Origin of the sequence: Pedobacter kyungheensis (assembly GCF_000812965.1) — a bacterium.
GTDB classification, from domain to species: Bacteria; Bacteroidota; Bacteroidia; order Sphingobacteriales; family Sphingobacteriaceae; genus Pedobacter; species Pedobacter kyungheensis.
On the sequence record NZ_JSYN01000002.1, the window covers coordinates 286269 to 305936 of the forward strand.

The 19668-nt window shown below is 45.8% G+C and carries 26 protein-coding genes; 4 read left to right on the forward strand and 22 right to left on the reverse strand.

Features of this window, described 5'->3' with window-relative positions; all coding sequences use genetic code 11:
- Positions 1-5: 5 nt before the first annotated feature.
- From OC25_RS01995 to OC25_RS02030, 8 genes are all read right to left on the reverse strand, one after another.
- Complete coding sequence (locus OC25_RS01995) at positions 6-920, reverse strand: bestrophin family protein (protein WP_039471160.1); 915 nt, start codon at positions 918-920, stop codon at positions 6-8.
- A gap of 148 nt (positions 921-1068) precedes the next feature.
- On the reverse strand, positions 1069-1365 hold the full coding sequence (locus OC25_RS02000) for a hypothetical protein (protein ID WP_039471162.1): 297 nt from the start codon (positions 1363-1365) through the stop codon (positions 1069-1071).
- 204 nt (positions 1366-1569) lie between these two features.
- Positions 1570-2037, reverse strand: a complete 468-nt coding sequence (locus OC25_RS02005) for an Lrp/AsnC family transcriptional regulator (RefSeq protein ID WP_039471164.1) — start codon at positions 2035-2037, stop codon at positions 1570-1572.
- 739 nt (positions 2038-2776) lie between these two features.
- Positions 2777-3070 carry a DUF3892 domain-containing protein gene (locus OC25_RS02010; RefSeq protein WP_039471167.1) on the reverse strand — a complete coding sequence of 98 codons (294 nt, stop codon included), beginning with the start codon at positions 3068-3070 and terminating at the stop codon, positions 2777-2779.
- A gap of 548 nt (positions 3071-3618) precedes the next feature.
- Positions 3619-4578 carry an NAD-dependent epimerase/dehydratase family protein gene (locus OC25_RS02015; protein ID WP_039471170.1) on the reverse strand — a complete coding sequence of 320 codons (960 nt, stop codon included), beginning with the start codon at positions 4576-4578 and terminating at the stop codon, positions 3619-3621.
- Between the two features lie 11 nt (positions 4579-4589).
- Positions 4590-4724 (reverse strand): hypothetical protein, encoded by a 135-nt coding sequence (locus tag OC25_RS28410; protein WP_280740754.1) that lies wholly within the window; start codon positions 4722-4724, stop codon positions 4590-4592.
- 230 nt (positions 4725-4954) lie between these two features.
- Positions 4955-6031 (reverse strand): sigma-70 family RNA polymerase sigma factor, encoded by a 1077-nt coding sequence (locus tag OC25_RS02025; RefSeq protein ID WP_082018474.1) that lies wholly within the window; start codon positions 6029-6031, stop codon positions 4955-4957.
- 335 nt (positions 6032-6366) lie between these two features.
- On the reverse strand, positions 6367-6591 hold the full coding sequence (locus OC25_RS02030) for a hypothetical protein (RefSeq protein WP_039471175.1): 225 nt from the start codon (positions 6589-6591) through the stop codon (positions 6367-6369).
- A gap of 168 nt (positions 6592-6759) precedes the next feature.
- Here OC25_RS02030 and OC25_RS02035 point away from each other — a divergent pair, with 168 nt between their 5' ends.
- From OC25_RS02035 to OC25_RS02050, 3 genes are all read left to right on the forward strand, one after another.
- Positions 6760-7104 (forward strand): hypothetical protein, encoded by a 345-nt coding sequence (locus OC25_RS02035; protein ID WP_039471177.1) that lies wholly within the window; start codon positions 6760-6762, stop codon positions 7102-7104.
- Between the two features lie 562 nt (positions 7105-7666).
- Entirely contained in the window at positions 7667-8035 is a 369-nt protein-coding gene (locus OC25_RS02045) for a response regulator (RefSeq protein ID WP_052265889.1), read from the forward strand.
- A gap of 267 nt (positions 8036-8302) precedes the next feature.
- Positions 8303-8488: a hypothetical protein gene (locus OC25_RS02050; RefSeq protein WP_039471182.1), complete on the forward strand. Its 186-nt coding sequence runs from the start codon at positions 8303-8305 to the stop codon at positions 8486-8488.
- A 156-nt stretch (positions 8489-8644) separates the two neighbouring features.
- Here the strand turns inward: OC25_RS02050 and OC25_RS28500 are convergent, their stop codons facing one another.
- From OC25_RS28500 to OC25_RS02060, 3 genes are all read right to left on the reverse strand, one after another.
- Complete coding sequence (locus tag OC25_RS28500) at positions 8645-8788, reverse strand: hypothetical protein (RefSeq protein WP_425339061.1); 144 nt, start codon at positions 8786-8788, stop codon at positions 8645-8647.
- An 11-nt stretch (positions 8789-8799) separates the two neighbouring features.
- The gene (locus OC25_RS02055) at positions 8800-9033 is read right to left on the reverse strand and encodes a hypothetical protein (protein WP_039471184.1); all 234 of its coding nucleotides are present in this window, start codon (positions 9031-9033) and stop codon (positions 8800-8802) included.
- A 147-nt stretch (positions 9034-9180) separates the two neighbouring features.
- Positions 9181-9465: a hypothetical protein gene (locus tag OC25_RS02060; protein ID WP_039471187.1), complete on the reverse strand. Its 285-nt coding sequence runs from the start codon at positions 9463-9465 to the stop codon at positions 9181-9183.
- 226 nt (positions 9466-9691) lie between these two features.
- Here OC25_RS02060 and OC25_RS02065 point away from each other — a divergent pair, with 226 nt between their 5' ends.
- On the forward strand, positions 9692-10177 hold the full coding sequence (locus OC25_RS02065) for an ankyrin repeat domain-containing protein (RefSeq protein ID WP_039471189.1): 486 nt from the start codon (positions 9692-9694) through the stop codon (positions 10175-10177).
- A 1-nt stretch (position 10178) separates the two neighbouring features.
- Here OC25_RS02065 and OC25_RS02070 read toward each other — a convergent pair whose 3' ends face one another.
- The 11 genes from OC25_RS02070 to OC25_RS02120 all read right to left on the reverse strand — a co-directional run bounded on the left by OC25_RS02070 (position 10179) and on the right by OC25_RS02120 (position 19614).
- Entirely contained in the window at positions 10179-10829 is a 651-nt protein-coding gene (locus tag OC25_RS02070) for a hypothetical protein (RefSeq protein WP_245221854.1), read from the reverse strand.
- Between the two features lie 17 nt (positions 10830-10846).
- A complete protein-coding gene (locus OC25_RS02075) occupies positions 10847-13039 on the reverse strand; it encodes a catalase (protein WP_039471194.1) in 2193 nt (730 codons plus the stop codon).
- 11 nt (positions 13040-13050) lie between these two features.
- The gene (locus OC25_RS02080) at positions 13051-13605 is read right to left on the reverse strand and encodes a YciE/YciF ferroxidase family protein (protein WP_039471637.1); all 555 of its coding nucleotides are present in this window, start codon (positions 13603-13605) and stop codon (positions 13051-13053) included.
- A 371-nt stretch (positions 13606-13976) separates the two neighbouring features.
- Positions 13977-14573, reverse strand: coding sequence for a hypothetical protein (locus OC25_RS02085; RefSeq protein WP_039471196.1), 597 nt, complete (start codon positions 14571-14573; stop codon positions 13977-13979).
- Entirely contained in the window at positions 14537-14827 is a 291-nt protein-coding gene (locus OC25_RS28195; protein ID WP_039471199.1) for a hypothetical protein, read from the reverse strand. The genes OC25_RS02085 and OC25_RS28195 overlap by 37 nt, the downstream gene beginning before the upstream one ends.
- A 2-nt stretch (positions 14828-14829) precedes the next feature.
- On the reverse strand, positions 14830-15195 hold the full coding sequence (locus tag OC25_RS02095; protein ID WP_156131367.1) for a hypothetical protein: 366 nt from the start codon (positions 15193-15195) through the stop codon (positions 14830-14832).
- Between the two features lie 8 nt (positions 15196-15203).
- A complete protein-coding gene (locus OC25_RS02100; RefSeq protein WP_156131368.1) occupies positions 15204-15728 on the reverse strand; it encodes a hypothetical protein in 525 nt (174 codons plus the stop codon).
- On the reverse strand, positions 15712-16128 hold the full coding sequence (locus OC25_RS02105) for a hypothetical protein (protein WP_039471204.1): 417 nt from the start codon (positions 16126-16128) through the stop codon (positions 15712-15714). Before OC25_RS02105 ends, OC25_RS02100 begins: the two co-directional genes overlap by 17 nt.
- Before the next feature lie 619 nt (positions 16129-16747).
- Positions 16748-17731 carry an ABC transporter permease gene (locus OC25_RS02110; RefSeq protein WP_052265890.1) on the reverse strand — a complete coding sequence of 328 codons (984 nt, stop codon included), beginning with the start codon at positions 17729-17731 and terminating at the stop codon, positions 16748-16750.
- 11 nt (positions 17732-17742) lie between these two features.
- A complete protein-coding gene (locus OC25_RS02115; protein WP_039471207.1) occupies positions 17743-18720 on the reverse strand; it encodes an ABC transporter ATP-binding protein in 978 nt (325 codons plus the stop codon).
- Between the two features lie 39 nt (positions 18721-18759).
- Positions 18760-19614: a COG1470 family protein gene (locus OC25_RS02120; RefSeq protein WP_039471209.1), complete on the reverse strand. Its 855-nt coding sequence runs from the start codon at positions 19612-19614 to the stop codon at positions 18760-18762.
- Between the last annotated feature and the right edge of the window lie 54 nt (positions 19615-19668).

The window sequence follows — 19668 nt, forward strand, 5'->3', positions numbered from 1 at the left end:
GGGAATTAATCTATAATGTTTTGACTAATTTTTGCTGGCTTACTGATTTCTTTACCTGTCATCTCTGTTATAGTCTCCTCAATCATGATGCACATGCTGTTCAGGGCCAGGTCGTTTGCATCTGTTCCGAAGGGTTCTTCTATTTCGTCTGCAATGGCTTCAAAAGCAACAAAGGTATAGGCAACAAATACCACAATCAATGGGGTGAACCACCCAAGTGAATCAACCAGTCCGAAAGGTAAAAGAAAGCAGTAAATATAGACCGTACGGTGCAACAATACCCGGTAGCTGTAAGGTATAGGTGTGGAAACGATTCGCTCACAACCTCCCAGAATATCGGAAAGTTTGTCCAGGTTTTCATCAAAACGCGCCTGCAGAATAGTATCCAGATTTCCTTTATCCCTGGCTTTCTGTATCCAGCACGCCATCAGGTTCATAATGACTGCCGGTTTATACTTAGCCTGCTTTACGATCTGGAGCTGATCTTCGGAAAGTCGTTCTTTCAGGTCTTTTTCAGGATCGGTCTCCCTGAGCTGATGCTTTAAGGCAAATACAAATGCGCTTTGAAGCTGTACGAAATCAGTTATCTCATTGCCCTGGCCAGCATGTTGAAGGGTTATTGCCTGACGGGTAAGTGAACGTGTAGTATTGAGTAAGCCACCCCATAACTTGCGTCCTTCCCAAAAGCGGTCATAACTCACATTGTTACGAAAACCAAGAAACAAGGCCAGTACGAAACCAAATAAGGTGAGCGGAGCCGGATTAAGTGGAATCTTGAAATTTAATACTGTTCCATGGAAGTAAACTACGCCAAGCGATAGTATAAAAAGCAATGCCAGACGGGGCAACAACGCCGGAAGCACAGAACCATGCCATACAAAAAGCATCCTGAGCCAATGTTCTTTTTTTCTGATAATCATATCATTTCATCCTTTTGCTAACCTGTGCAAAATTAAAACTATAATTGTTTAGCAAAAAGAATTAATAAACTGAATAAAGGCAAGATCTGGAATTCTGTGGTCAAATTACGTTCTTTTCTCTCTTGAGTATAGTTGCCCTACCTGATGCTTATTGGGTTTTATCACAATAGAGATCTGCAAAATTACGCTTAGCTTTAACAGTTAGCGCCTTTTTGGCAAGGGCAATCACTTCAGCCGCTTTTTCTTTAAGATTAACTACTTTTTTGTTTTCTGTTTCGCGTATGGATTTACCATCTTTGAAATAAAACCGGTATTCGCTCACTTGTGTAGGCCCAGCGGCAGCCCCCCGGCAATCAAATATTTTGCGACCAGTACTCCAGGCTCCCAAAAGCTTTATCAAAATTCTGTTAACCAATTTCAACTCAAAGCGAACAATAAAGCCCATCGTGATTCAGCCACTACAAAACCTTTACAAGCGACAGCATCCCGGCCTCACCAGGCAAGAAACAAAACAATTCTCAATTGAGTTTGCTTCAAAACACCAACATTAGATGGTCTATCGCGGTTCAGTCACTACAAAACCTTTACATGCGGCAGCATCCCAGTCTCACCAGGCAAAAAACAAAACAATCTGGTTTTAGAATTTGCTTCAAAAAGGCACCACCGTAGAATGTTTCGTCTGCGCGAGTACCATTGACGAGCTGACCTGCCCGATATTGGGCAACTTATCAAGCTTCTGCCGCAAAAAAGCATTGTAACTTTGCAGGCTACTGGTCACGACTTTAAGCACAAAATCATCTTCACCTGTGGTATGGCAACATTCGAGCACCTCGGGAAAGGCAGTTACAGCAGCCTGGAATTCCTCAAGAGCAGCCCCGGAATGGGCATTCAGCCTCACACGGACGTAAGCCATCATACAGTCCCGTAGAAGTTCATAGTCGAGCAAGGCCACATAACCACGGATATAGCCGAGCTTTTCAAGCCTCCTGACGCGTTCAATAATTGGTGATTTACTTTTATGCAACCGGCGGCCGATTTCGTTGTAGGTCAACCGGGCTTCTTTTTGCAGTAGTTTTAATATGGCGAGATCCGTTTGGTCTGGATAATACGATTCCATTATAGCTGATTGGGCTAGTTAAATTATTAAACATGTTCATCCGTTATAATGAGCTGCAAATATATTACTTTGTCTGCTTCATTTCCAAATCCCCTAGCAGCTGACCAGGCATACAAAAATGGATTTTTCAAAACTTAATTCCGGACAATCTCCAAAAAAATTAATGCCACAAAATTTAATTCCGAACAACAACAAACAAACAGCCCGATTTACCGAAGATCAACTGCCTTGATCTGTTAATCCAGGATATCCCCAACTTTACCCCATCCAGAAATAGGCTGCCGCATTAGCCATTACCGCGCAGCGCGGAACTTTTGCAGGAAAAGCTCCGCTTATTTTTAGTAAATAGTTTATAGCTTCGAAAGCCGGTCTTTGCCCGGCTTTCGTCTTGTAAAACATTTCAACATGCTGACCTGCTGATACCAAAACATGCTATTAAACCCGTCATGACTATCGGCCCAGGTGACTGATACATAAATAAACAGGATATATAAATTTTGGCGAGGCTATCAAGATAGCGAGCCTATTCGAGGTTCTGAGCTAATTTTGGTTAAGTCTCGGATGAACAGTTTCATTTGCGTTGAAGTGTTAGTCATTGGATGAGCTAAGCTTAATTCCTAAACTCCCACGCCTAATTTACTGATCAGATAACAACCAGTAATCCTGATCGAAGACAAAAACCTTTCGCCCCACCAGGCAAAATATCAAAAACGAAGTAATGTGTTGGACTAGCTACTTCCTATTCACACTCAGGCAAGGACAGCAAGTTATCGCTTGTCACACTATCCGCCGCAGTTTTCACGTACTTTGTACCCTTTCCGGTTTCCGCGGTGATCACCTCTGCCTGATTACCCCAGCGGTCCTTGACATAAGCAGTGCCCATTTTGCTATTGATGTAATCATAAAGCTCTTCCCTGGTGCACCTACCGGAATTACCATTTAACTCATTTACCCAGCCCAAATGCGATATTGCAACATATGGATTTTCGTGATCGCCCTCGTCCTTGTTTATGCACGTTATTCTAATTGCCATTATATATTTGATTTAAAATTAAACGCTTCATTAGGCACACCCTGCCCCCGCTCTTTGCAGAAATAGGCCTTGCAAACCTTTTAATACAGACCTTTTTGCCCGGTGGGAACTAACCTCCCAGCTTTCAGACCGCTACATAATATCAACACGGGAAGTATAGTGCGGCTGGCCATAAAAATTCCCCGGCTGACTAACATCAGCCGGGGATGACTCTAAGGAGCTGTGACATTCAAAAGCAGCACAGCCCATTAACCAAAAAAGCGGCCTCGCGCCACTACAACTAACTGGCCGCCGCGTCCCTAATACGCTGCTTATAGTGCGGGAAACACACTAGCGGCCATGCGGCAATATTCGCTAAAAAATCGACCTCTCGCCTCATGGATCAGTGAATTCGGTAAATCGGGCTGAATTATATAGCTGTTAGCTGTTTCTTATTTTGCGATCGGAGATACACCTAGTGTTGCACGATCATTTATTTTGTCACCCAATAAGGATTATTAAAAAGCATAAGCTTCCCCAGCAGTATATCCAGGCAAAAAATAGGCAGGTTATGAGATTTGCAGCCTTTTACGTAGGGTGGTCAGCATCACTTCAACAGTTTCGTTAAGCCCGTATTTTGGCGCCCATCCCCAATCCGCCCTGGCACGCTGTCCGTCAAGGGATGAGGGAAAGCTCTCTGCGATCTGCTGCCGGAAGTCAGGGAGATAGTGCAGGCGGAAACAATCAATGTGACCACTGATCTTTTCTCCTAACTGGTCGGGGCTGAAACTCATCGAATCCAGGTTGTAAGCGGTACGCACAGTGATGCGCTCTGCCGGAGCCTCCATGAGCTCCATGGCCGCTCTGACTGCATCTGCCATATACATCATGGGCAAGATAGTCCCGGGTTTGAGGAAGCAAATGTAATCTTTGGTGGAAACCGCATGGTGAAACATTTCGACCGGGTAATTCGTCGTTCCTTTACCCGCGGGGTATTGTGGACTGATCAGCCCGGGATAGCGGATGCTGCGAACATCCAGGCCATATTTCTCAAAATAGTACCTGCACCAGTACTCTCCTGCAACTTTGCTCACCCCATACGCTGTCGCGGGATAGCTGGAATTGATCTGCGGTGAGGATAGCTTAGGTGCATCTTTTCCGAATACGGCAATACTGCTTGGCCAAAATACCCGCTTTACGCTGCAAGCAACGCCAATATCAAGTACATTGAGCAGTCCCTCTACTCCGGATTGCCAGCACTGTTCTTTGTTTGTCTCTTCACTTATGGGAAGCAAGGCTGCAAGCAGATAAATCTCGGTGACTTTTTCCTGCCTGCAAAGTACCAACAACCGGGTTTTATCCCGCGCGTCTACCTGCCGGTAAGGATGGATATGATCCCGCACCAGTCTGGCTTCCAGCATGTCCGAGGCCAGTACCTGCTCTCGTCCATATTTCTTTCGCAGCGCTTTAAGCAATTCAGATCCCAGGTGCCCGCAGGCACCAATGACCAGTATCTTTTTCTCTTCCATGGCCAGGCAATCTAAAGCCAGTGAATCTCGTCATTATCCTCATCACCTCTCCTTCGGGAAGGTAGATTAATTTTGCGCAGGATCAGTCCTGCTGAAATCGCCAGTACAGCAATCAGCCCGGCCTGAACAATGGTATCATCTGTCATGTTGTGAACTTGTTTTTGTTTTATTCCTTTCAATCAGGAACTGCTCCCATAAGTAGCGCAGTTTTAAAGCGAGTATTTCTAGTTGTAATCTCATATGCATTCGTATTCGGTACATAAGGTATAGCTCTCCAATGCCCTTCCAGAAAAACGGGCCCCGTGTTTTTAGCAGCAGGCACCAGCCGGCAAGCAGCAGTAGCAACAGGCCGTTTAAGGCAGAACCGCTGAACCCCTCATTCATACATGATCCCTTTTTCCCGCACCAGTGTTTTAAGTTTTTTGATTGCCGATGCAGCGATCTGTTTAATTCTCGATGGGGTAAGGCTGGCCTGTGCGGCCACGACCTCGTAACTGGATTCCATCGGACAATTGATGCCATACAGCTTTTCGAGGATTCCCCGCTCTCTGGCACTTAGCGTGGCCATCAGGGAATCAACCAAAAATTTTTGGTCGGAGCCGCTGGCCAGGTAGTCCGAAGGCAGCAGCTCCTGATCTGCTACCAGCTCGACCAATTCCCGCTCACCCGCTTCCTGACCACTGGGCTGATAAAGCGACAGCGGCATCCTATCAAGGAGCAACTGCTCTTCCATCTGGGTGGCCGGAACGCCAACAGCCTGCGCAAGCTCTTCCACAGTGGCGGCCCGTTCCAGCTGCTGCTCTAAAACCCCCATCTGTTGGTGGGCAAGGGTAATGTTACGAACCTGGTTCATGGGTAACCTGATCATCCTGGAATGCTCTCCCAGCGCCATCATAATGGCCTGCCGTATCCAAAAAACTGCGTAGCTGATAAACTTAAATCCGAGTGTATCGTCGAACTTCCTGGCCGCCGTGATCAACCCCAAGTTTCCTTCGTTGATCAGATCACTCAAAGGCAAGCCCATGCGCTCGTACTTCTTGGCGCAGGTGACCACAAAACGAAGATTCGCAGATACGAGGCGATCCATTGCCGATAAATCCCCCTCCCTTACCCTTCGGCATAACAGCAGCTCCTCTTCCTCACTCAGCAAATCAATCCTGGCAAGGTCGTTGAAATAAAGGTTCAGTGAATGGTATCCACGCGTGGTATAGGAAATTTCAATGCGGAGGGCTTTCATGCCCGGCTTCTTGTTCATGGTCAGTATTTGCGGCCTACAGCAGGTTAGCCCGTTCATTTGGTCGTGATAAAGATCCAAAGTTCGCTCAAGCTGGCCAATTGGAAGACTTAAAAAAGTAAAGCGGGCTGTTTTTATATTAAAGTGGTAGAATTTTATTCCGACTACCTCCCCCGTTAATTTATCCTGCAGAACATTATACCATTTCACGAGCGCCATGAGCTTGGGGATGATCCGAACGTGGCGACCTGTTTTTGAGCGATGTGGCCACTTTTTCACTTTAATTTGACCACCTATTACGCATTAAAGAAGTTATTCGGCTTGTTTTAAGCAGTTTTAATGTGCATTTATTGCGCGAATGACATTGGATATTGGTTAGGCTAACACGCCATTTAAACGATCCACAAATGGAAAACCGCAATGAAGCCGTTGACTATCGATATAAAAAAATACAAAAAAAGACCCGGTTATGCCGGGTCTTTTCTAAGATTGATATGACTGGTGAACTCATCCTGAGATAACTAGATAATGACTCTATAACAGATAAATTCCGTCTATTGATACACCACTTCAAAGCTTCCGTACATAGCCATTTCAGCAGTGTGGGAAACATTCAATTTTAGTTTTAACTGATCGATAAGTTCCTTTGCAAAAATGATGCTCTTGTTGAGATCCTTGATGCCGCGGATTTCTATTCCCCTTTGGAGCATTTTAAATTTCGATGGCTCAAACTTTTCAATGAATTTTTCGAGGTCTTTAGATTGTGCTGTTACATTCATAGATATATTTTTCTAACCTCAACCCGATTCCAGCAGTTTTGTTTTTACCAGCAACCACCTAATTTTTCCACATCGCCCTAAACAACTAATGCTCAGCACGGTTGCTGTTCAGCTCACCGGAAACTTTCCTTTCACCAAACCATTTCGGAAAAAGGAGGTTTAAAAAGTATGGAAGAAAACTTACTTGCAATTGCGTACTTAGAAGAAAAAGAAAAAGCGCTGGAACACCGTAAAATAATTGACCTCGATTTAAAACCGGCACTTAAAGAACTGGAAGATGATAAATCGGAAGCCGGAAAATTAAAAGTACCCGAACTTGAAAAACAAATAGCGGATGAGGAGGAGCGATTCAAAAAAACAATCGAACGCATGCAGGCGGCTTTTACCCCTTTCTACCCTTACCTGGAGCGTATCGGAGCCTCGAAAACAAATCCTTACCTGCTACATTACCATCAGAAAGACTACGGTTTCTATATTGATGACAACAAAAACATACATTATACAACTTATTAACCACGGTAACAGGACCCAAAAACCATATCAAACCTTTCAGAGCGCTTTCACCGTATTACTGAGCAGTGTATGATGGTAGTATTATTTTACGAAACAGCCGTATAAAGCAATGGTTTTTATGGAAAAAGTTGCTGAAAACGGTTTATAACTGGCTCCGGAAAAGAACTGTTAAGACCAAAAGCGCTCTGATAGTAGCCAGGCGGCGTTTTTGCATTGAAGACGGCCCGACACCGGCATTCCGGTCTGCACAGCGCTGCCTGTCTTTTCTAGCGAAGCTGACCATCGGATCCCTGTCCTACCCTCCCCTGTTTTGAATCACACCAATGAAGGATGTAGCTGACCTATGTTAATCCTTACCCTAGCTAAAACATACAAAATCCAGTTACCCGCGCAGAAAAACCAAAAAGAAGCCGGAAAGATCGGGCCAGCCAGACGGCAAAAGGAGGATGATAAAAGTCAAATGGTTTATGTGCATTTTACGATTGAAAGCCAGACAGAACCGGTGAGAAATTATAAATTACAAAACTAATTGGATTTGGGTCCGGTTTAACCAGCAGGATATATGAAGATAAAAAAGATACTTGCCGTAGACGATTCCCCTGAAATACTGGAGCTGTTTAGCTTTTTCTTCCCGCCTATGGAATATCAACTGAAAGTACTCTTGTCTGCTCAGAATATCCAAATGGAAATCGGTAGCTTTTCCCCGGATATTATTCTGCTAGATATCCGGATCGGAACTGAGGATGGCAGAAAAATTTGTAATCAGCTAAAAGCAAACCCCGCTACCGCTTCCATTCCCATTATCATGCTCAGCGCCTTAATCGGTTACTACAGCCCTGCTGAAAGCTGTGACGCTGATGCTTTTATTGCCAAGCCTTTTGATATTGATAAGCTGTCTACCCGCATAAAAACACTTACAGGCCAAACCTAATGAAAATGCTCCTGGAAAGGGTATTACCAATGCCTGGGTGCTCCCCCCTGAAGCAGCAGTAAAGTTAATCAAAAAACCTTTATACCAGGTATACCCGCTTACCAAGCCAGGAGGCCATGATTTTGCTAATGAGCGAATCGACAGCCATCCTAAATAGCTGTTTTTGGTGTATTAACGTTTTTTTTATAAAAAAAAAACAGATATAACCGTCTGCAAAACCCTGGCCAATCGATAGGAAATGCCAAAGACATTTACTACCTTCGTTACATGGAGACGGACAAGGAAAAGGTAATTCGTACTGAAGACCAACGGGAGATGGATAAACTGCTTTTGCGCAGCGCTGAAATGCGTGCACGCCATCAGCTCACCAAAGAAAAAGGCGATGAGCTTAAGGAGCGCACGGATGAGTTTTTAGGCAGTCAGGACCGCCCCGAAAATCGCACGACAGGATAGCAGTTGCCAGTTGTTGACCGTCATTTCACAAATACCCTTAGTGACAATTGATTCAGTTATCAGGGATTTGCCTTGATACCCGTCCATTTTAAGTCGTTTCAGTCCGGTGCAATGGCAAGGAAACTGAAAACACGGATCCTTTCCCCAGCTCACTTTCTACCGAAATCTCACCTTTATGATCTTGATGATGCGGTTTACAATATAAAGTTCCATTCCTAGTCCATTGTATTTTTTCTTGACCTGTTTCTCGCGGAAAAACTTTTCAAATATCAGACCCTTGGTTTCCGCTGACATGCCAATTCCCTGATCGCTTAAAAGCTGATGTCGCCCGCAAGAGAGATATTCGCACCCAGCACAATGACCATCTCAGCATCCAAATGCCTTCCCCCAATCTGCTCCCACCCCTTATCAGTACGCGCGATACTGGCCAACAATGTAGTGTCAGGGTAATAGACGAAATACGGATCACCTTTTTTAAACTGTTTTACTGCAAAAAGACGCGGAGCACGGTAAACATCCTCCAGACTTGTTCTGATCTCACTCATTTATATTCTTAACTATATTTTAAACTGTCCGGGTAAACCATGCCCCGAGAAAAAAACATCACGATAAAGACCATTTCCCCTTCAAGGCATCGCATCGGGAATCACCACAATAATACCGCCTATAATTATCCTGTTCTTATCTGCTGCCTAACGGTTTACTGCAACGGCAAAGCCAAGTGCACCTACGTATTGAAAGGTTGCAAAAGCATTTCCCTTTTCTGTGCGCACCACGCCCGTAAAACTTGTCGGATAATCCCCGACTGATTCCCAGACCGCTTTAGCCGCGTCCGCAAACTGCAACAGGTCTGTATCCTCTTTTACAATAAAGGTCATGCTGTTATCTCCCATCTCTTTACTCCGCTGCGATCCGATAAATTGCGAACGGTAATAATCATTTTCACACTGAAGCTCATCTGTTAGCTTATCCACCATATATTTTCTGTTTTTCCAGCCTCAAAATCAAGGCATCTTACATTGAAACATGGCCCTGCTGCCAAAAGTTTTGGTTGATACATAATTTGGCTAATATCGGGCAATATATCGCCACCGTAATTTAAGCGCAATGGTCTCACCGAAATAATACTGTCCAAAACATTGGGCCCTGAAGCTGAAAATGGCGATAAACGAAACTTTTAACCATATACTTGGTTGTACCCACATGGAAAACATCAACGAACTTATCATACCAGCCGCCCGCAAGGGAGAAATTGAAGTATTAAAAGAACTTATTCTACGCAAAGCCGACCTGGACTTTACGGATGAAAAAGGGTATACGCCACTGATTATCGCCTGTTACAACAACCAGATGGAAGCGGCAAGGCTATTGATCGAAGCCGGAGCCAAAATCGACGCGGCCGATCAGGGCGGCAACACTGCATTGATGGGGGCTGCGTTTAAAGGTTATAAGGACATCGCAAAACTCCTGATCGATAGTGGTGCCTCACTTGATCTAAAACATGGAAACGGTGGAACTGCCCTGATGTTTGCAGCCATGTTCGGCAGGAACGAAGTTTTAGCTTTGCTGATCGGACGCGGCGCCGATCCGACACTGACTGATCACCGTGGCCAGACTGCTATGGATTATGCAGCCTTGCAGGGGAATGAAATGGGAAGCGAAATCATAGGCCGTGCGATGGGAGCCTAATCTAATCCGCTAAAAAGGCCTTAACCAGGCTTTTCCACTGGGGATAAGATAGCCCCAGCTTAGCAGCCAGGCCAACAACCATATTCCTTCCCTTATCGATCAGGTTGCCAGCGCTGGTATTGGCCACCTCGTTACGCCCATGTTCTTCAGCGGAAACCGCATTGCCCTCACGCCTGATGATAAAGGTGGAAGTAGCGGTCTCCTGCAGAAAATGTGCCGTTTCCGGATTGCCGGATACCGGATGGGCGGAAGGCCTTACCCTCATACCAAGCCCCGCTATGCCGTCTTTTTCAAAGCTTTTAATTTCTTCTACCCTCACCCAATCATATCCCATCCCCGCCATGGTAGCCGGCCCTGGTATATCGATGCGGATATAATCCCCCTCCCTAGCCTCCCTATCAACACTTATCCCCGAGGTATCCATCAGCTGGAATGCAGATACCCCGGCAAGCCTGCCCCAGGAATTGACATCCAGTAAACGCCTGCAGGCCCGTTCAAATATCCTATCCGCTTCTTCATTGCTGCGACCACTTCGCTTTTCCACTGTGCCCATATCGCTGCCCTGGTATTGACCGGGAACCAGCATCTCATTCATTCCATCTTTTTCCATAATCGTCAGTTTAAAGTGATGGGGATCAAACGAGATCCCCATCAATATATATCATTAAATTAAGCCGGGATCTTCCTTGGATTTTCCCGCTCCCAAAACCTGTGCGCTGCGATCATCTGTTTGAACAAATCCGTCAGTTTAGCGGTATCCTCCAAAACAACTATCCCTTCCCTCAGTACCGTTTCCCTGGAATACTCAGCAGGCAGTTTTTTATGAAAGTAAGTGGATTCCAGTACCTGCATAGCCATATCATCTGCCGCAATCGCCTTACAATGTTTGAATGCCTCATTTAAAAAATGTACCGCATTGGCCTCTGCCTCCAGTGTAGCCACCGAATTGGTCCCGCCCGGAACATAAACCGCATCATACAAAACCGAAGCGGCGGTAAGAAAACTCTCATCGGGAACAATTTTCTGGTTCTCCTGCGAGATGGTCTCTCCCAGTCTGGGCGCAATAACATGCACCACGGCACCATCTGCTTCCAAAGCATCTTTCACCGCGCTCAAAGCTTTACCATCCACACCATCAGCAGCCAATATGGCTATCTTACGTGTCTTAATACTGTCTTTAACCGTTCCGGCCATACTCAAAGCCTCAGACCTCGGGAGGTCGCCCTCCGGGTTCAGCGAAGCATAATCTTCCCGTTTTCCATCTGCAGGCATACTGTTGTTCAGTTCTTCCAATGGAATTTCCGGGATATGCAGCCCCAACGCATAGGCCACCTCGGCCGCAAGCCCCTTGTCGATCTGCGCCAGCACAGCAAGCATACGTTCCCGAACGGCAACGGCCTTTACCTTGCCCAGTTCGAAACTCAGCGCATCAATAATATGGTTTTTCTCCGGATCGCTCTGTGAATTGAAAAACAGGCGTGCCTGCGAGAAATGGTCAAAAAAGCTCCGGCTCCTGGCCCTGATCTTTTTGGCATCGATCCGCTCATTATAACTGGTAAAACCGCCATCGGCTTCCTTTACCTGCTGTGGATCATTGGCTGCAAGGCCATTCGGGCCATAACTGGTCTTGCCCCTGTTAATGGTCTGGCGCATATAACCATCACGCTGGTTGTTGTGAACCGGAACCACGGGCCTGTTGATCGGGATCTCGTGGAAATTCGGGCCTCCCAACCGGATCAGCTGGGTATCGGTATAGGAAAACAGCCTGCCCTGGAGCAGCGGGTCATTGGTGAAATCAATGCCCGGAACCACATGGCCGACATGAAAAGCTGCCTGTTCGGTCTCCGCAAAAAAGTTATCGGGATTCCGGTTCAGCGTCATTTTACCGATCCTTTGAACAGGTACCAATTCTTCGGGGATCAGTTTGGTGGGATCCAGGATATCAAAGTCAAATTTGAATTCATCTGCCTCTGGTATTACCTGTATACCTAACTCCCATTCCGGAAAAGCACCAGCCTCAATCGCATCCCATAAATCCCTCCTGTGAAAGTCGGGATCTTTGCCGGAAATATTCTGCGCCTCATCCCAGGCCACAGCATGTACGCCCAATAAGGGCTTCCAATGGAACTTCACAAAATTCGATTCCCCCTTCGCATTCACCAAACGAAAGGTATGCACGCCAAAGCCTTCCATCATCCGGTAGGAGCGCGGCAAGGCCCGGTCGCTCATCGCCCACATGATCATATGGGCAGATTCCGGCGTTTGTGATATAAAATCCCAAAATGTATCATGCGCGGAGGCCGCCTGGGGCATCTCATTATCCGGTTCAGGTTTTACCGCATGCACCAGATCGGGGAATTTCATCGCATCCTGTATAAAAAATACCGGCATATTGTTACCCACCAGGTCAAAGTTTCCTTCGCGGGTATAAAACTTCACCGCAAATCCCCTTACATCACGCGCCAGGTCGGTAGAGCCCCTGGATCCCGCTACGGTAGAAAATCGCACAAAAACCGGTGTTTCCTCCCCCGGATCACCTAAAAAAGCTGCGCGGGTAAGCTCCGATAAATCTTCATAAACCTTAAATACCCCATGCGCAGCTGATCCCCTTGCATGTACGATGCGCTCAGGGATACGTTCATGATCAAAGTGGGTGATCTTTTCGCGCAGGATAAAATCCTCCAGCAGGGTTGCCCCCCTGTCACCTGCTTTAAGTGAATTCTGGTCATCATTTATCTTTACGCCATGGTTGGTGGTCATCGACGCACCGCTGGCATCCGCTACAAAATCCTCCAGCTGGACGGTTTTAGTACGTTCCTGCTTTGTAGCTCCGTTTTTTAATTTCGGGTTTTTACTCGCCATATTTCCTTAAATTATGCCTCCTGAGAAGCCTTGTAATTGATATCTTTCTCTGCCAGCTGACCCAGTTTATCAGCGGCACTTTTCTCTTCTTCCAACGTCTGTGCTAAAATCCCCGCCACCTCATCCAGACCCAGCGTCAGGGCGATTTTGTGCAGGCCGCCATAACTGGCGATCTCATAGTGCTCTACTTTCTGCGAGGCGAGGATAATCCCGACATCCCTCGTAGCCGTTCCAGGGGGTGTTTCTTCCACAATCCCCTCTGCTTCTTTGGTCAGGCCTTCCATTGCATCACATTTTTTGGCCACCGCCTTTTCACCCAGCAACCCAAATACCTGCCCGAGCCTTTTCACATGGACTTCTGTGTCAGCCAGGTGAGACTGTATTGCTTTTTTCAGTTCCGGCGAACTTGCAGCGGATATCATTTTAGGCAGCGCTTTAACCAGATGGTTCTCTGCCCAATACAGATCTGAAACGGAGTCTGTGAACAATCCTTTTAAGGCAGGGGATTCCTGCACAGAAGTCTGGGCTGCAAGTTTTGGACTGCTGCCGGTTTGATTTTTTTTCATGTTATGTTCTGTTAAGGTATATATAGATAAAACCCGGTATACTGCCATTAAGTTTTGTCAATTTTCCCCTGTCAGACCGGCAGCAGCATACTCGCCTTACAGCCAGGGAACAGAGGTGTTTTAACACGGGCTGCGAAGATTTAAAAAACTGTAAAGGAAAACCCGTATCAGACCAAACGACAAGTAAATTCAGGACATTTATCTAGATTACATAGATATATGACCATATATGATTTCATTAATCTAACGGAACCGGAGTTCAGCACCTGGGTTCAGCTGTTGTATTTTTAACGTTTTATTGTCGATTTGTACCATCTTAATCCTAAGTTGGGTTGGTATCCTATCTTTTGAAAATACTTGTTTGTTTTATTTTAGATTAGCTTACTTCGGTTTCGATATACATATAATAGCCGCTCGATCTGCCGCTGGCTGATAGCATAGGGTGTAAGCGTTAAATTTTCAGTTTCGCCTGGAAAATGATAAACTAAAATTTCAACCCTTGCACTGCGTGTTCGCCGGATAATAATCTTTTCATCCTGGATTTCTGACCAGCAGTGAAATCCTGTATGGACGGTTTGAATTCCTTCCTTACTGATGATTAACTTGGGACGCCGGATAAGCATATCCCGAATAAAGGTGTACATGGCATACAGCATCCCGGCAATCAATATCCCACCGATCAGGTAGATGAATGAACTCGCCTCTTTTGGCACATACAGGCATATGGCGATCCCCAGGCCGATGAAAACGGTTTGCATAACGAGATTGAAAATTAAATGTCCCCAGGAAATGCCGATAATGGTCTGGGCTGGTACGGCAGGATCGTCGGTAAATTGCGTGTGTTGCGCCTGGCCACTTGGCAAGTCTGTATGAAGCCAACGGCCCAGTAAGGAATCGTCAAAATCCAGGGCAGATAGCCTGGCACTCTTTTTTAGTTCTTTGATGTCGCTGCGTTGGTGTAAGCCCATGCCTGCCAGTCTAGTAATCTTTTTCGCCAGAAGCGAAATGGCAGGTAAATGAATAAAAAAAACGTAAGTAGGGCAATGCCAGCAAACACAAGGAACATGTTTAGTGAATCTTTGTTATAATTTGCAATAATGAGCACAAGGATAATCAGTGTGCCGATAAATATCAGGGTGCCAGTAATGAGTAAAATCCTGGCTGGCAGTGTTTGCTTGCGCCCTTCCTCGATACCTTGCTGTATTGGAATGAATCGTACCATGTTTACCGGGTTCTATAGAACAGGATTTGAAGTACTTTGCCTTTGAAACGGTAAGTGCCTTTGATGCTTTTAGGGCTTGTGGCCTCCTGGTCTATGCCGAGGAGTTTGATGGTAGCTCCGCTATTGGCCCGGAAACTGAGTTCGCCGTTTTCCGCTGGCGTGCCGCTAACTGGGTTGAATATCTGTGTTTTCGCTCGGGGTTGAGCGAGCTTGATTTGGCTGGCTGCCAGATACCCTTCGGCGTAATCAAGCTCAAAACGTAATTTCTGCGCTGCGTTTTTAAAAGATACCATTTGGTATGCTTTGGGTTGCTGCGCCTGCAAACTGATGCAGATGAAAAAACAAATCAATGTAGGGAAATATTTCATGGTTCAGATTAGGGTTTAACGTGATAGGTAGCGCGGCCGCTTCTATTAGGCCCTCGGGTGAGTTCAATATCAAGGTGCTTTTTCATGCCGTTAATTAACCTTTTTAGCAGATCTGCCTGTTGGTGGCTTTGTGCTACGAAAAGGCGTGCGCTGGTTATGTAGTAAGATTTGCCATTTGTAAATTTAATGTGGAAGTAAATCTTGCTTTGTTTGCGAAGATCATAGGCATAGGTGTCAATACATTCGATGCTGGTTTTATCATAACCTACTCCGTTGATCACAATTGATTTTTTGCCCAGGGAGATGGTCAGGTCTTTTGCTTGTGTTTTCAAAAGCAGCATCATAACCAGTATCATGCAGCCGAAGGCAATGGGCAGGCTTCCCCGATAGAGCAGAGGCTGGAGCATAAAGATATCCATTAAACCCGCTACCAAAAATCCCGCTCCTGCGATCAGGTAAATAAATGCTGGTGGCCGGGTCATGACTTCGGTCAGGCTAAATTCCTCGCTAAAGTATCTACGGTGTTTTTGCATAATGGATGATTTTATAAATCACGTAGGCTATGGTAAGCATAAAAAAGAGCCATTGGCCAATGGTAAGGAAAAACAAGCCACCGAGAATGCCATTATTATGGGTATTGCTTTTTTCAAAATAAATCGTCACTTGTTCACCAACAAATCCCCATAGGATACTTTGATCGCTGCCTTCCAATGTTTTGCCCTGATAGCTAAACCGGTAGGTCGCATGGTTGTTGTATTTGCGGTGGTTATTGGTCAGCAGTTTCGCGTTGGTGATTGCATACCGCTCGGGATGGGTGATGTAGATGTTCACCAACTTATTGCCATTAGGAATGCACAGCCATGGCAGGGAGATCAGGATCATTACTGCAAACAGGAAAAATGGACTGCGTAATTGTTTCCTTTTGGGGTTCATGCTAGAGTTAACAAACTCTGGCGAGAGATTGTTTAAGATCCAAAAAGATAATATATTCAAGGTAGTTGCAGTCGTCAGCAGAAAAGCGTGCGGGAAGTACACGGTCGTGCTTAGAATCCTTGCTTTTGCTTAGTGGGATATGTTGATTTTACGGCTGGAGAGGTTTGCTGGGTGCCCCAAGTGACTAACATTTGATGATTTATTGCAATGCAAACCTTGTACAGTAATGAACGATCCTTATTATGGGGGCTCGTTTTCCCAAAATCTATTTCAATCAAAAAAGGGGTTGTTCCGAAAACTCGTACAGTCCCCTTTTCCATCCTTGCCGCTCTAAAACCAAGATTATTTACCTCTCAGGCATCACTATCACAGGCTATTCCTTAGGATACGTATGGAACACTTAAGGTATACCCGATTGGCTTGATTTAAGGCAAGACCATATTCTTCATCACCTTCATCACCTCCACCACGTCCACCAGGCTTACCGTCTCCTCGCCTCTCATCTGACCACCGCTATCATTAGTTTGTTTTTGGGAGTTGGAAACGCTTGTTATCCGGCATGATATCAATGTCAACCAAAGTGCATTATGCAGGACTACCACCTGGTATTCGGGCAATACTAACTTCTGATTTCACGTCTCATGAATAAATAATAGGCCAGTGCGAAACAAGCTACACTGAAGGCAATCATACCGCTGATCTGGGGCCACACGATCATCAGGCTTTCCCTTACCGGAAGTGGTGCCGGGATGGCGCCCGAGAGTTGTTCCATGCTCATTGGCCCCAGACTTCTCACAGATGGCATTAGCAGCGTTGTAGCAGCATCGCTGTAAAGCTGATTGGGGGCTATTCTGAGTATGTTTAGGATTAGCTCGTTATAGCCCATTAGCTGGCTCTGGGTAAGGTAGGCTGGATCGGGCATAAATGCTTTAACGGCTAAATTAACGAGCATGGGATAAAATACGGTGAAGAAAAGCCATATCCCCAGAACGCTCAGTGCCGAGGTTGCCGGCTGTCGAAAAATAATGGAAAAAAGGATAGCCAGGCTTAGATAAAAGCCGATGTAAATAACTGTCGTGAGCGTAAATCCCATGATCCGCAAGACCTCCTGCGGCTCTATCCTAACACCTGTGATAAGCAGTCCACTGCCAATCATGAGTAAGCTTAAGGAGAAAAACAGCGTGGCGGTGATTACTATGGGGCTGTAGATTTTAGCGAGCAAGATATTGTCCCGGTAGATCGGCTGGGCGATGAGCCTGGTGAGCGTGCCTGCATTCATTTCTGTATTTATCGCATCAAAGCCCATGCTGATGCCGAGCAGTGGTGCCAGAAAGCTAAGCAGGATATGGAATGGAGGCATCGATCCATCTCCACCAGTGAGGAGCTTGAGGTATAGGAATGCGTGGTCAGGATCCTGGGTATTGTTGAATACGGTTCTGATATTCGATACTCCGATATACATGGATGCTGCGAAGGTGAAAAAAACAAGTAGCAGTAGTAGCGTAAAGCGCCAACTTCTGATCAGGTCTGTGATTTCTTTAGCTGCCATTACCTTGAAAGGGCTTGGAACTTTTGGTATGATGAGCTTATTCGTGTCTGTCATAGTTGAATTTTTTAAAGGGTTCCTGTTTCACCTTTTGAAGTTTTTGAGTTGCTGTTTTCGAAATATCGCTGGTAGATTTCGTCCAGGCCGTACTCTTTTTTGCTTACGCTGAGGATGTCTTCTCCTGATTCAATAATTGTGCGAATGAGTTTTGGTGTAATATCTTCGGTGGTACGGAACATTAAAACTTCGCCCGATATATCAAACGCGTCAATGGATGCGTTACTTGCAAAGGTACGCTTTAAGTAATCAATGGATTTCGGGATATTTTCAAGCTGGATTACGGTTTCCAGGCCGGTGTTTCCAAAAAGTTCGCGGGATAAATCAGTTAGCGTTCCTTGGGCCAAAAGCTCGCCATCAACAAATATGCCGACCCGGTCACATACCTGTTGGACATGGTGAAGATGGTGTGAGGACAGTAATACAGTGAGCCCTTGCCCGGCGCTCAGGCGCTTAATGAGTTCCAAAAATTCCTTTACACCGGCTGGATCGATACCGAGTGTTGGTTCATCAAGAATAATCACTTCGGGCGATTTAATTAATACCTCTGCAAGGCCCAGACGCTGTTTCATGCCGCGTGAATAAGCAGAAGTTTTTTTGTTCCCTGCATCTTTGAGCCCTACGAGTTCCAAAACTGTGCTGGTCCGCTGACTGATACTGGCCTCATCGAGTCCATTTAGTCTTGCGATATAACGCAGGTTTTCCATTCCGGTCATCTGGGGATAAAAGCCCAGGTGATCTGGCATATATCCTACTTTTCGTTTGATGAGTATGGGATTGCGTGTGGCATCATATCCGCACACAGTTGCGCTACCGCTATCAGGCTCGGTAAGCCCGAGCACCATCAAAATGCTGGTAGTCTTTCCAGCGCCATTGGGACCAAGCAGACCAAATATTTCGCCGCGGTTGATTTCAAGGCTAAGCTTATTGACTGCTTTCTGGGAACCATAATGCTTACTTAGGTCCTGCAGTTTTATTATCGGATCCATCTTGTTATAAGTCAAATTAATGGTAATAAAAAGATGAATTTATCTTCTGCCGTATTTACGGATGAGTGCATATACACATCCCAGGGCAATGAGTATAACCAGCACTCCTATCCAGCCTGATAGCAGGGAAGTCTTGATGAAAATGCGGAATGCAGCCTGACTGGAGACGTTGTTACCAGCGAGGTTAAAGGTAGCAGCATAGTCTCCGGCTATAGTTTTATCAGGTACCCTTAGCAGTACTTTCACCCTCGCGGTTTTGCCGGCTTCGAGTTTTTCGATTTTCGCAGGTTCAAAACTCGTTTCCCATCCGCTGGGTAGCTGCGAGGTGACTTCCAGGTTTTGCAAAGGCAGCGTTCCGGTATTTCGGACTTCAAGTTCGATGTCTTTATGACCTCCTGAGGTCAATTCCTCGCTAAGTCTGCCGCTGGGGGTAGCGAGTATTGCGGCGTAATTCCCTTTCACTACCGCTTCAAGCGCAACTGAAAGGGTTTGCGCCGGGGATACGGCCTTGAAAGGAATGATGTATTTGCCCGCTTTGGCATTACTGGTCGCTGTAATTTCCAGGGCTATCTCCCGGCTTTGGCCTGCCTCCAGGTTCAGGGAAGTAACCGTGCTTCCATCTACCCGGGAACTCATCTGCCATCCTACAGGCAGTTCTGCCTTTAGCTCATACAGCTGCCGTGAGGAGGTGCTGTTATGCAGGGTGAGAGAAAAGCGGAAGGGCTCATTGGTAGCGGATTCGAGGTTAATCAACTTGGCGCTGAGTGCTGCACTCGCTGTTGATTGTTTTTGTTCCTGGGCATTAGCTTTCGCTCCGGTTAGCAAAACCGCTGCTAATGAAATTGTGCTGAATACTCTGTTGAAGTTTGTTTTAAGTAAATTTTTCTGTGACATGATCTAAACCAAAAATTTTAATAATTGCTCTAAAAAATGTTTTCTGATTGTTTA

Excerpts from the sequence above, each read along its gene's own strand:
- OC25_RS01995 (WP_039471160.1), bottom strand. The coding sequence starts at position 920 with ATGATTATCAGAAAAAAAGAACATTGGCTCAGGATGCTTTTTGTATGG.
- OC25_RS02000 (WP_039471162.1), bottom strand. The coding sequence starts at position 1,365 with ATGGGCTTTATTGTTCGCTTTGAGTTGAAATTGGTTAACAGAATTTTG.
- OC25_RS02005 (WP_039471164.1), bottom strand. The coding sequence starts at position 2,037 with ATGGAATCGTATTATCCAGACCAAACGGATCTCGCCATATTAAAACTA.
- OC25_RS02010 (WP_039471167.1), bottom strand. The coding sequence starts at position 3,070 with ATGGCAATTAGAATAACGTGCATAAACAAGGACGAGGGCGATCACGAA.
- OC25_RS02015 (WP_039471170.1), bottom strand. The coding sequence starts at position 4,578 with ATGGAAGAGAAAAAGATACTGGTCATTGGTGCCTGCGGGCACCTGGGA.
- OC25_RS28410 (WP_280740754.1), bottom strand. The coding sequence starts at position 4,724 with ATGACAGATGATACCATTGTTCAGGCCGGGCTGATTGCTGTACTGGCG.
- OC25_RS02025 (WP_082018474.1), bottom strand. The coding sequence starts at position 6,031 with ATGGCGCTCGTGAAATGGTATAATGTTCTGCAGGATAAATTAACGGGG.
- OC25_RS02030 (WP_039471175.1), bottom strand. The coding sequence starts at position 6,591 with ATGAATGTAACAGCACAATCTAAAGACCTCGAAAAATTCATTGAAAAG.
- OC25_RS02035 (WP_039471177.1), top strand. The coding sequence starts at position 6,760 with ATGGAAGAAAACTTACTTGCAATTGCGTACTTAGAAGAAAAAGAAAAA.
- OC25_RS02045 (WP_052265889.1), top strand. The coding sequence starts at position 7,667 with ATGAAGATAAAAAAGATACTTGCCGTAGACGATTCCCCTGAAATACTG.
- OC25_RS02050 (WP_039471182.1), top strand. The coding sequence starts at position 8,303 with ATGGAGACGGACAAGGAAAAGGTAATTCGTACTGAAGACCAACGGGAG.
- OC25_RS02055 (WP_039471184.1), bottom strand. The coding sequence starts at position 9,033 with ATGAGTGAGATCAGAACAAGTCTGGAGGATGTTTACCGTGCTCCGCGT.
- OC25_RS02060 (WP_039471187.1), bottom strand. The coding sequence starts at position 9,465 with ATGGTGGATAAGCTAACAGATGAGCTTCAGTGTGAAAATGATTATTAC.
- OC25_RS02065 (WP_039471189.1), top strand. The coding sequence starts at position 9,692 with ATGGAAAACATCAACGAACTTATCATACCAGCCGCCCGCAAGGGAGAA.
- OC25_RS02070 (WP_245221854.1), bottom strand. The coding sequence starts at position 10,829 with ATGGGGATCTCGTTTGATCCCCATCACTTTAAACTGACGATTATGGAA.
- OC25_RS02075 (WP_039471194.1), bottom strand. The coding sequence starts at position 13,039 with ATGGCGAGTAAAAACCCGAAATTAAAAAACGGAGCTACAAAGCAGGAA.
- OC25_RS02080 (WP_039471637.1), bottom strand. The coding sequence starts at position 13,605 with ATGAAAAAAAATCAAACCGGCAGCAGTCCAAAACTTGCAGCCCAGACT.
- OC25_RS02085 (WP_039471196.1), bottom strand. The coding sequence starts at position 14,573 with ATGGGCTTACACCAACGCAGCGACATCAAAGAACTAAAAAAGAGTGCC.
- OC25_RS28195 (WP_039471199.1), bottom strand. The coding sequence starts at position 14,827 with ATGGTACGATTCATTCCAATACAGCAAGGTATCGAGGAAGGGCGCAAG.
- OC25_RS02095 (WP_156131367.1), bottom strand. The coding sequence starts at position 15,195 with ATGAAATATTTCCCTACATTGATTTGTTTTTTCATCTGCATCAGTTTG.
- OC25_RS02100 (WP_156131368.1), bottom strand. The coding sequence starts at position 15,728 with ATGCAAAAACACCGTAGATACTTTAGCGAGGAATTTAGCCTGACCGAA.
- OC25_RS02105 (WP_039471204.1), bottom strand. The coding sequence starts at position 16,128 with ATGAACCCCAAAAGGAAACAATTACGCAGTCCATTTTTCCTGTTTGCA.
- OC25_RS02110 (WP_052265890.1), bottom strand. The coding sequence starts at position 17,731 with ATGACAGACACGAATAAGCTCATCATACCAAAAGTTCCAAGCCCTTTC.
- OC25_RS02115 (WP_039471207.1), bottom strand. The coding sequence starts at position 18,720 with ATGGATCCGATAATAAAACTGCAGGACCTAAGTAAGCATTATGGTTCC.
- OC25_RS02120 (WP_039471209.1), bottom strand. The coding sequence starts at position 19,614 with ATGTCACAGAAAAATTTACTTAAAACAAACTTCAACAGAGTATTCAGC.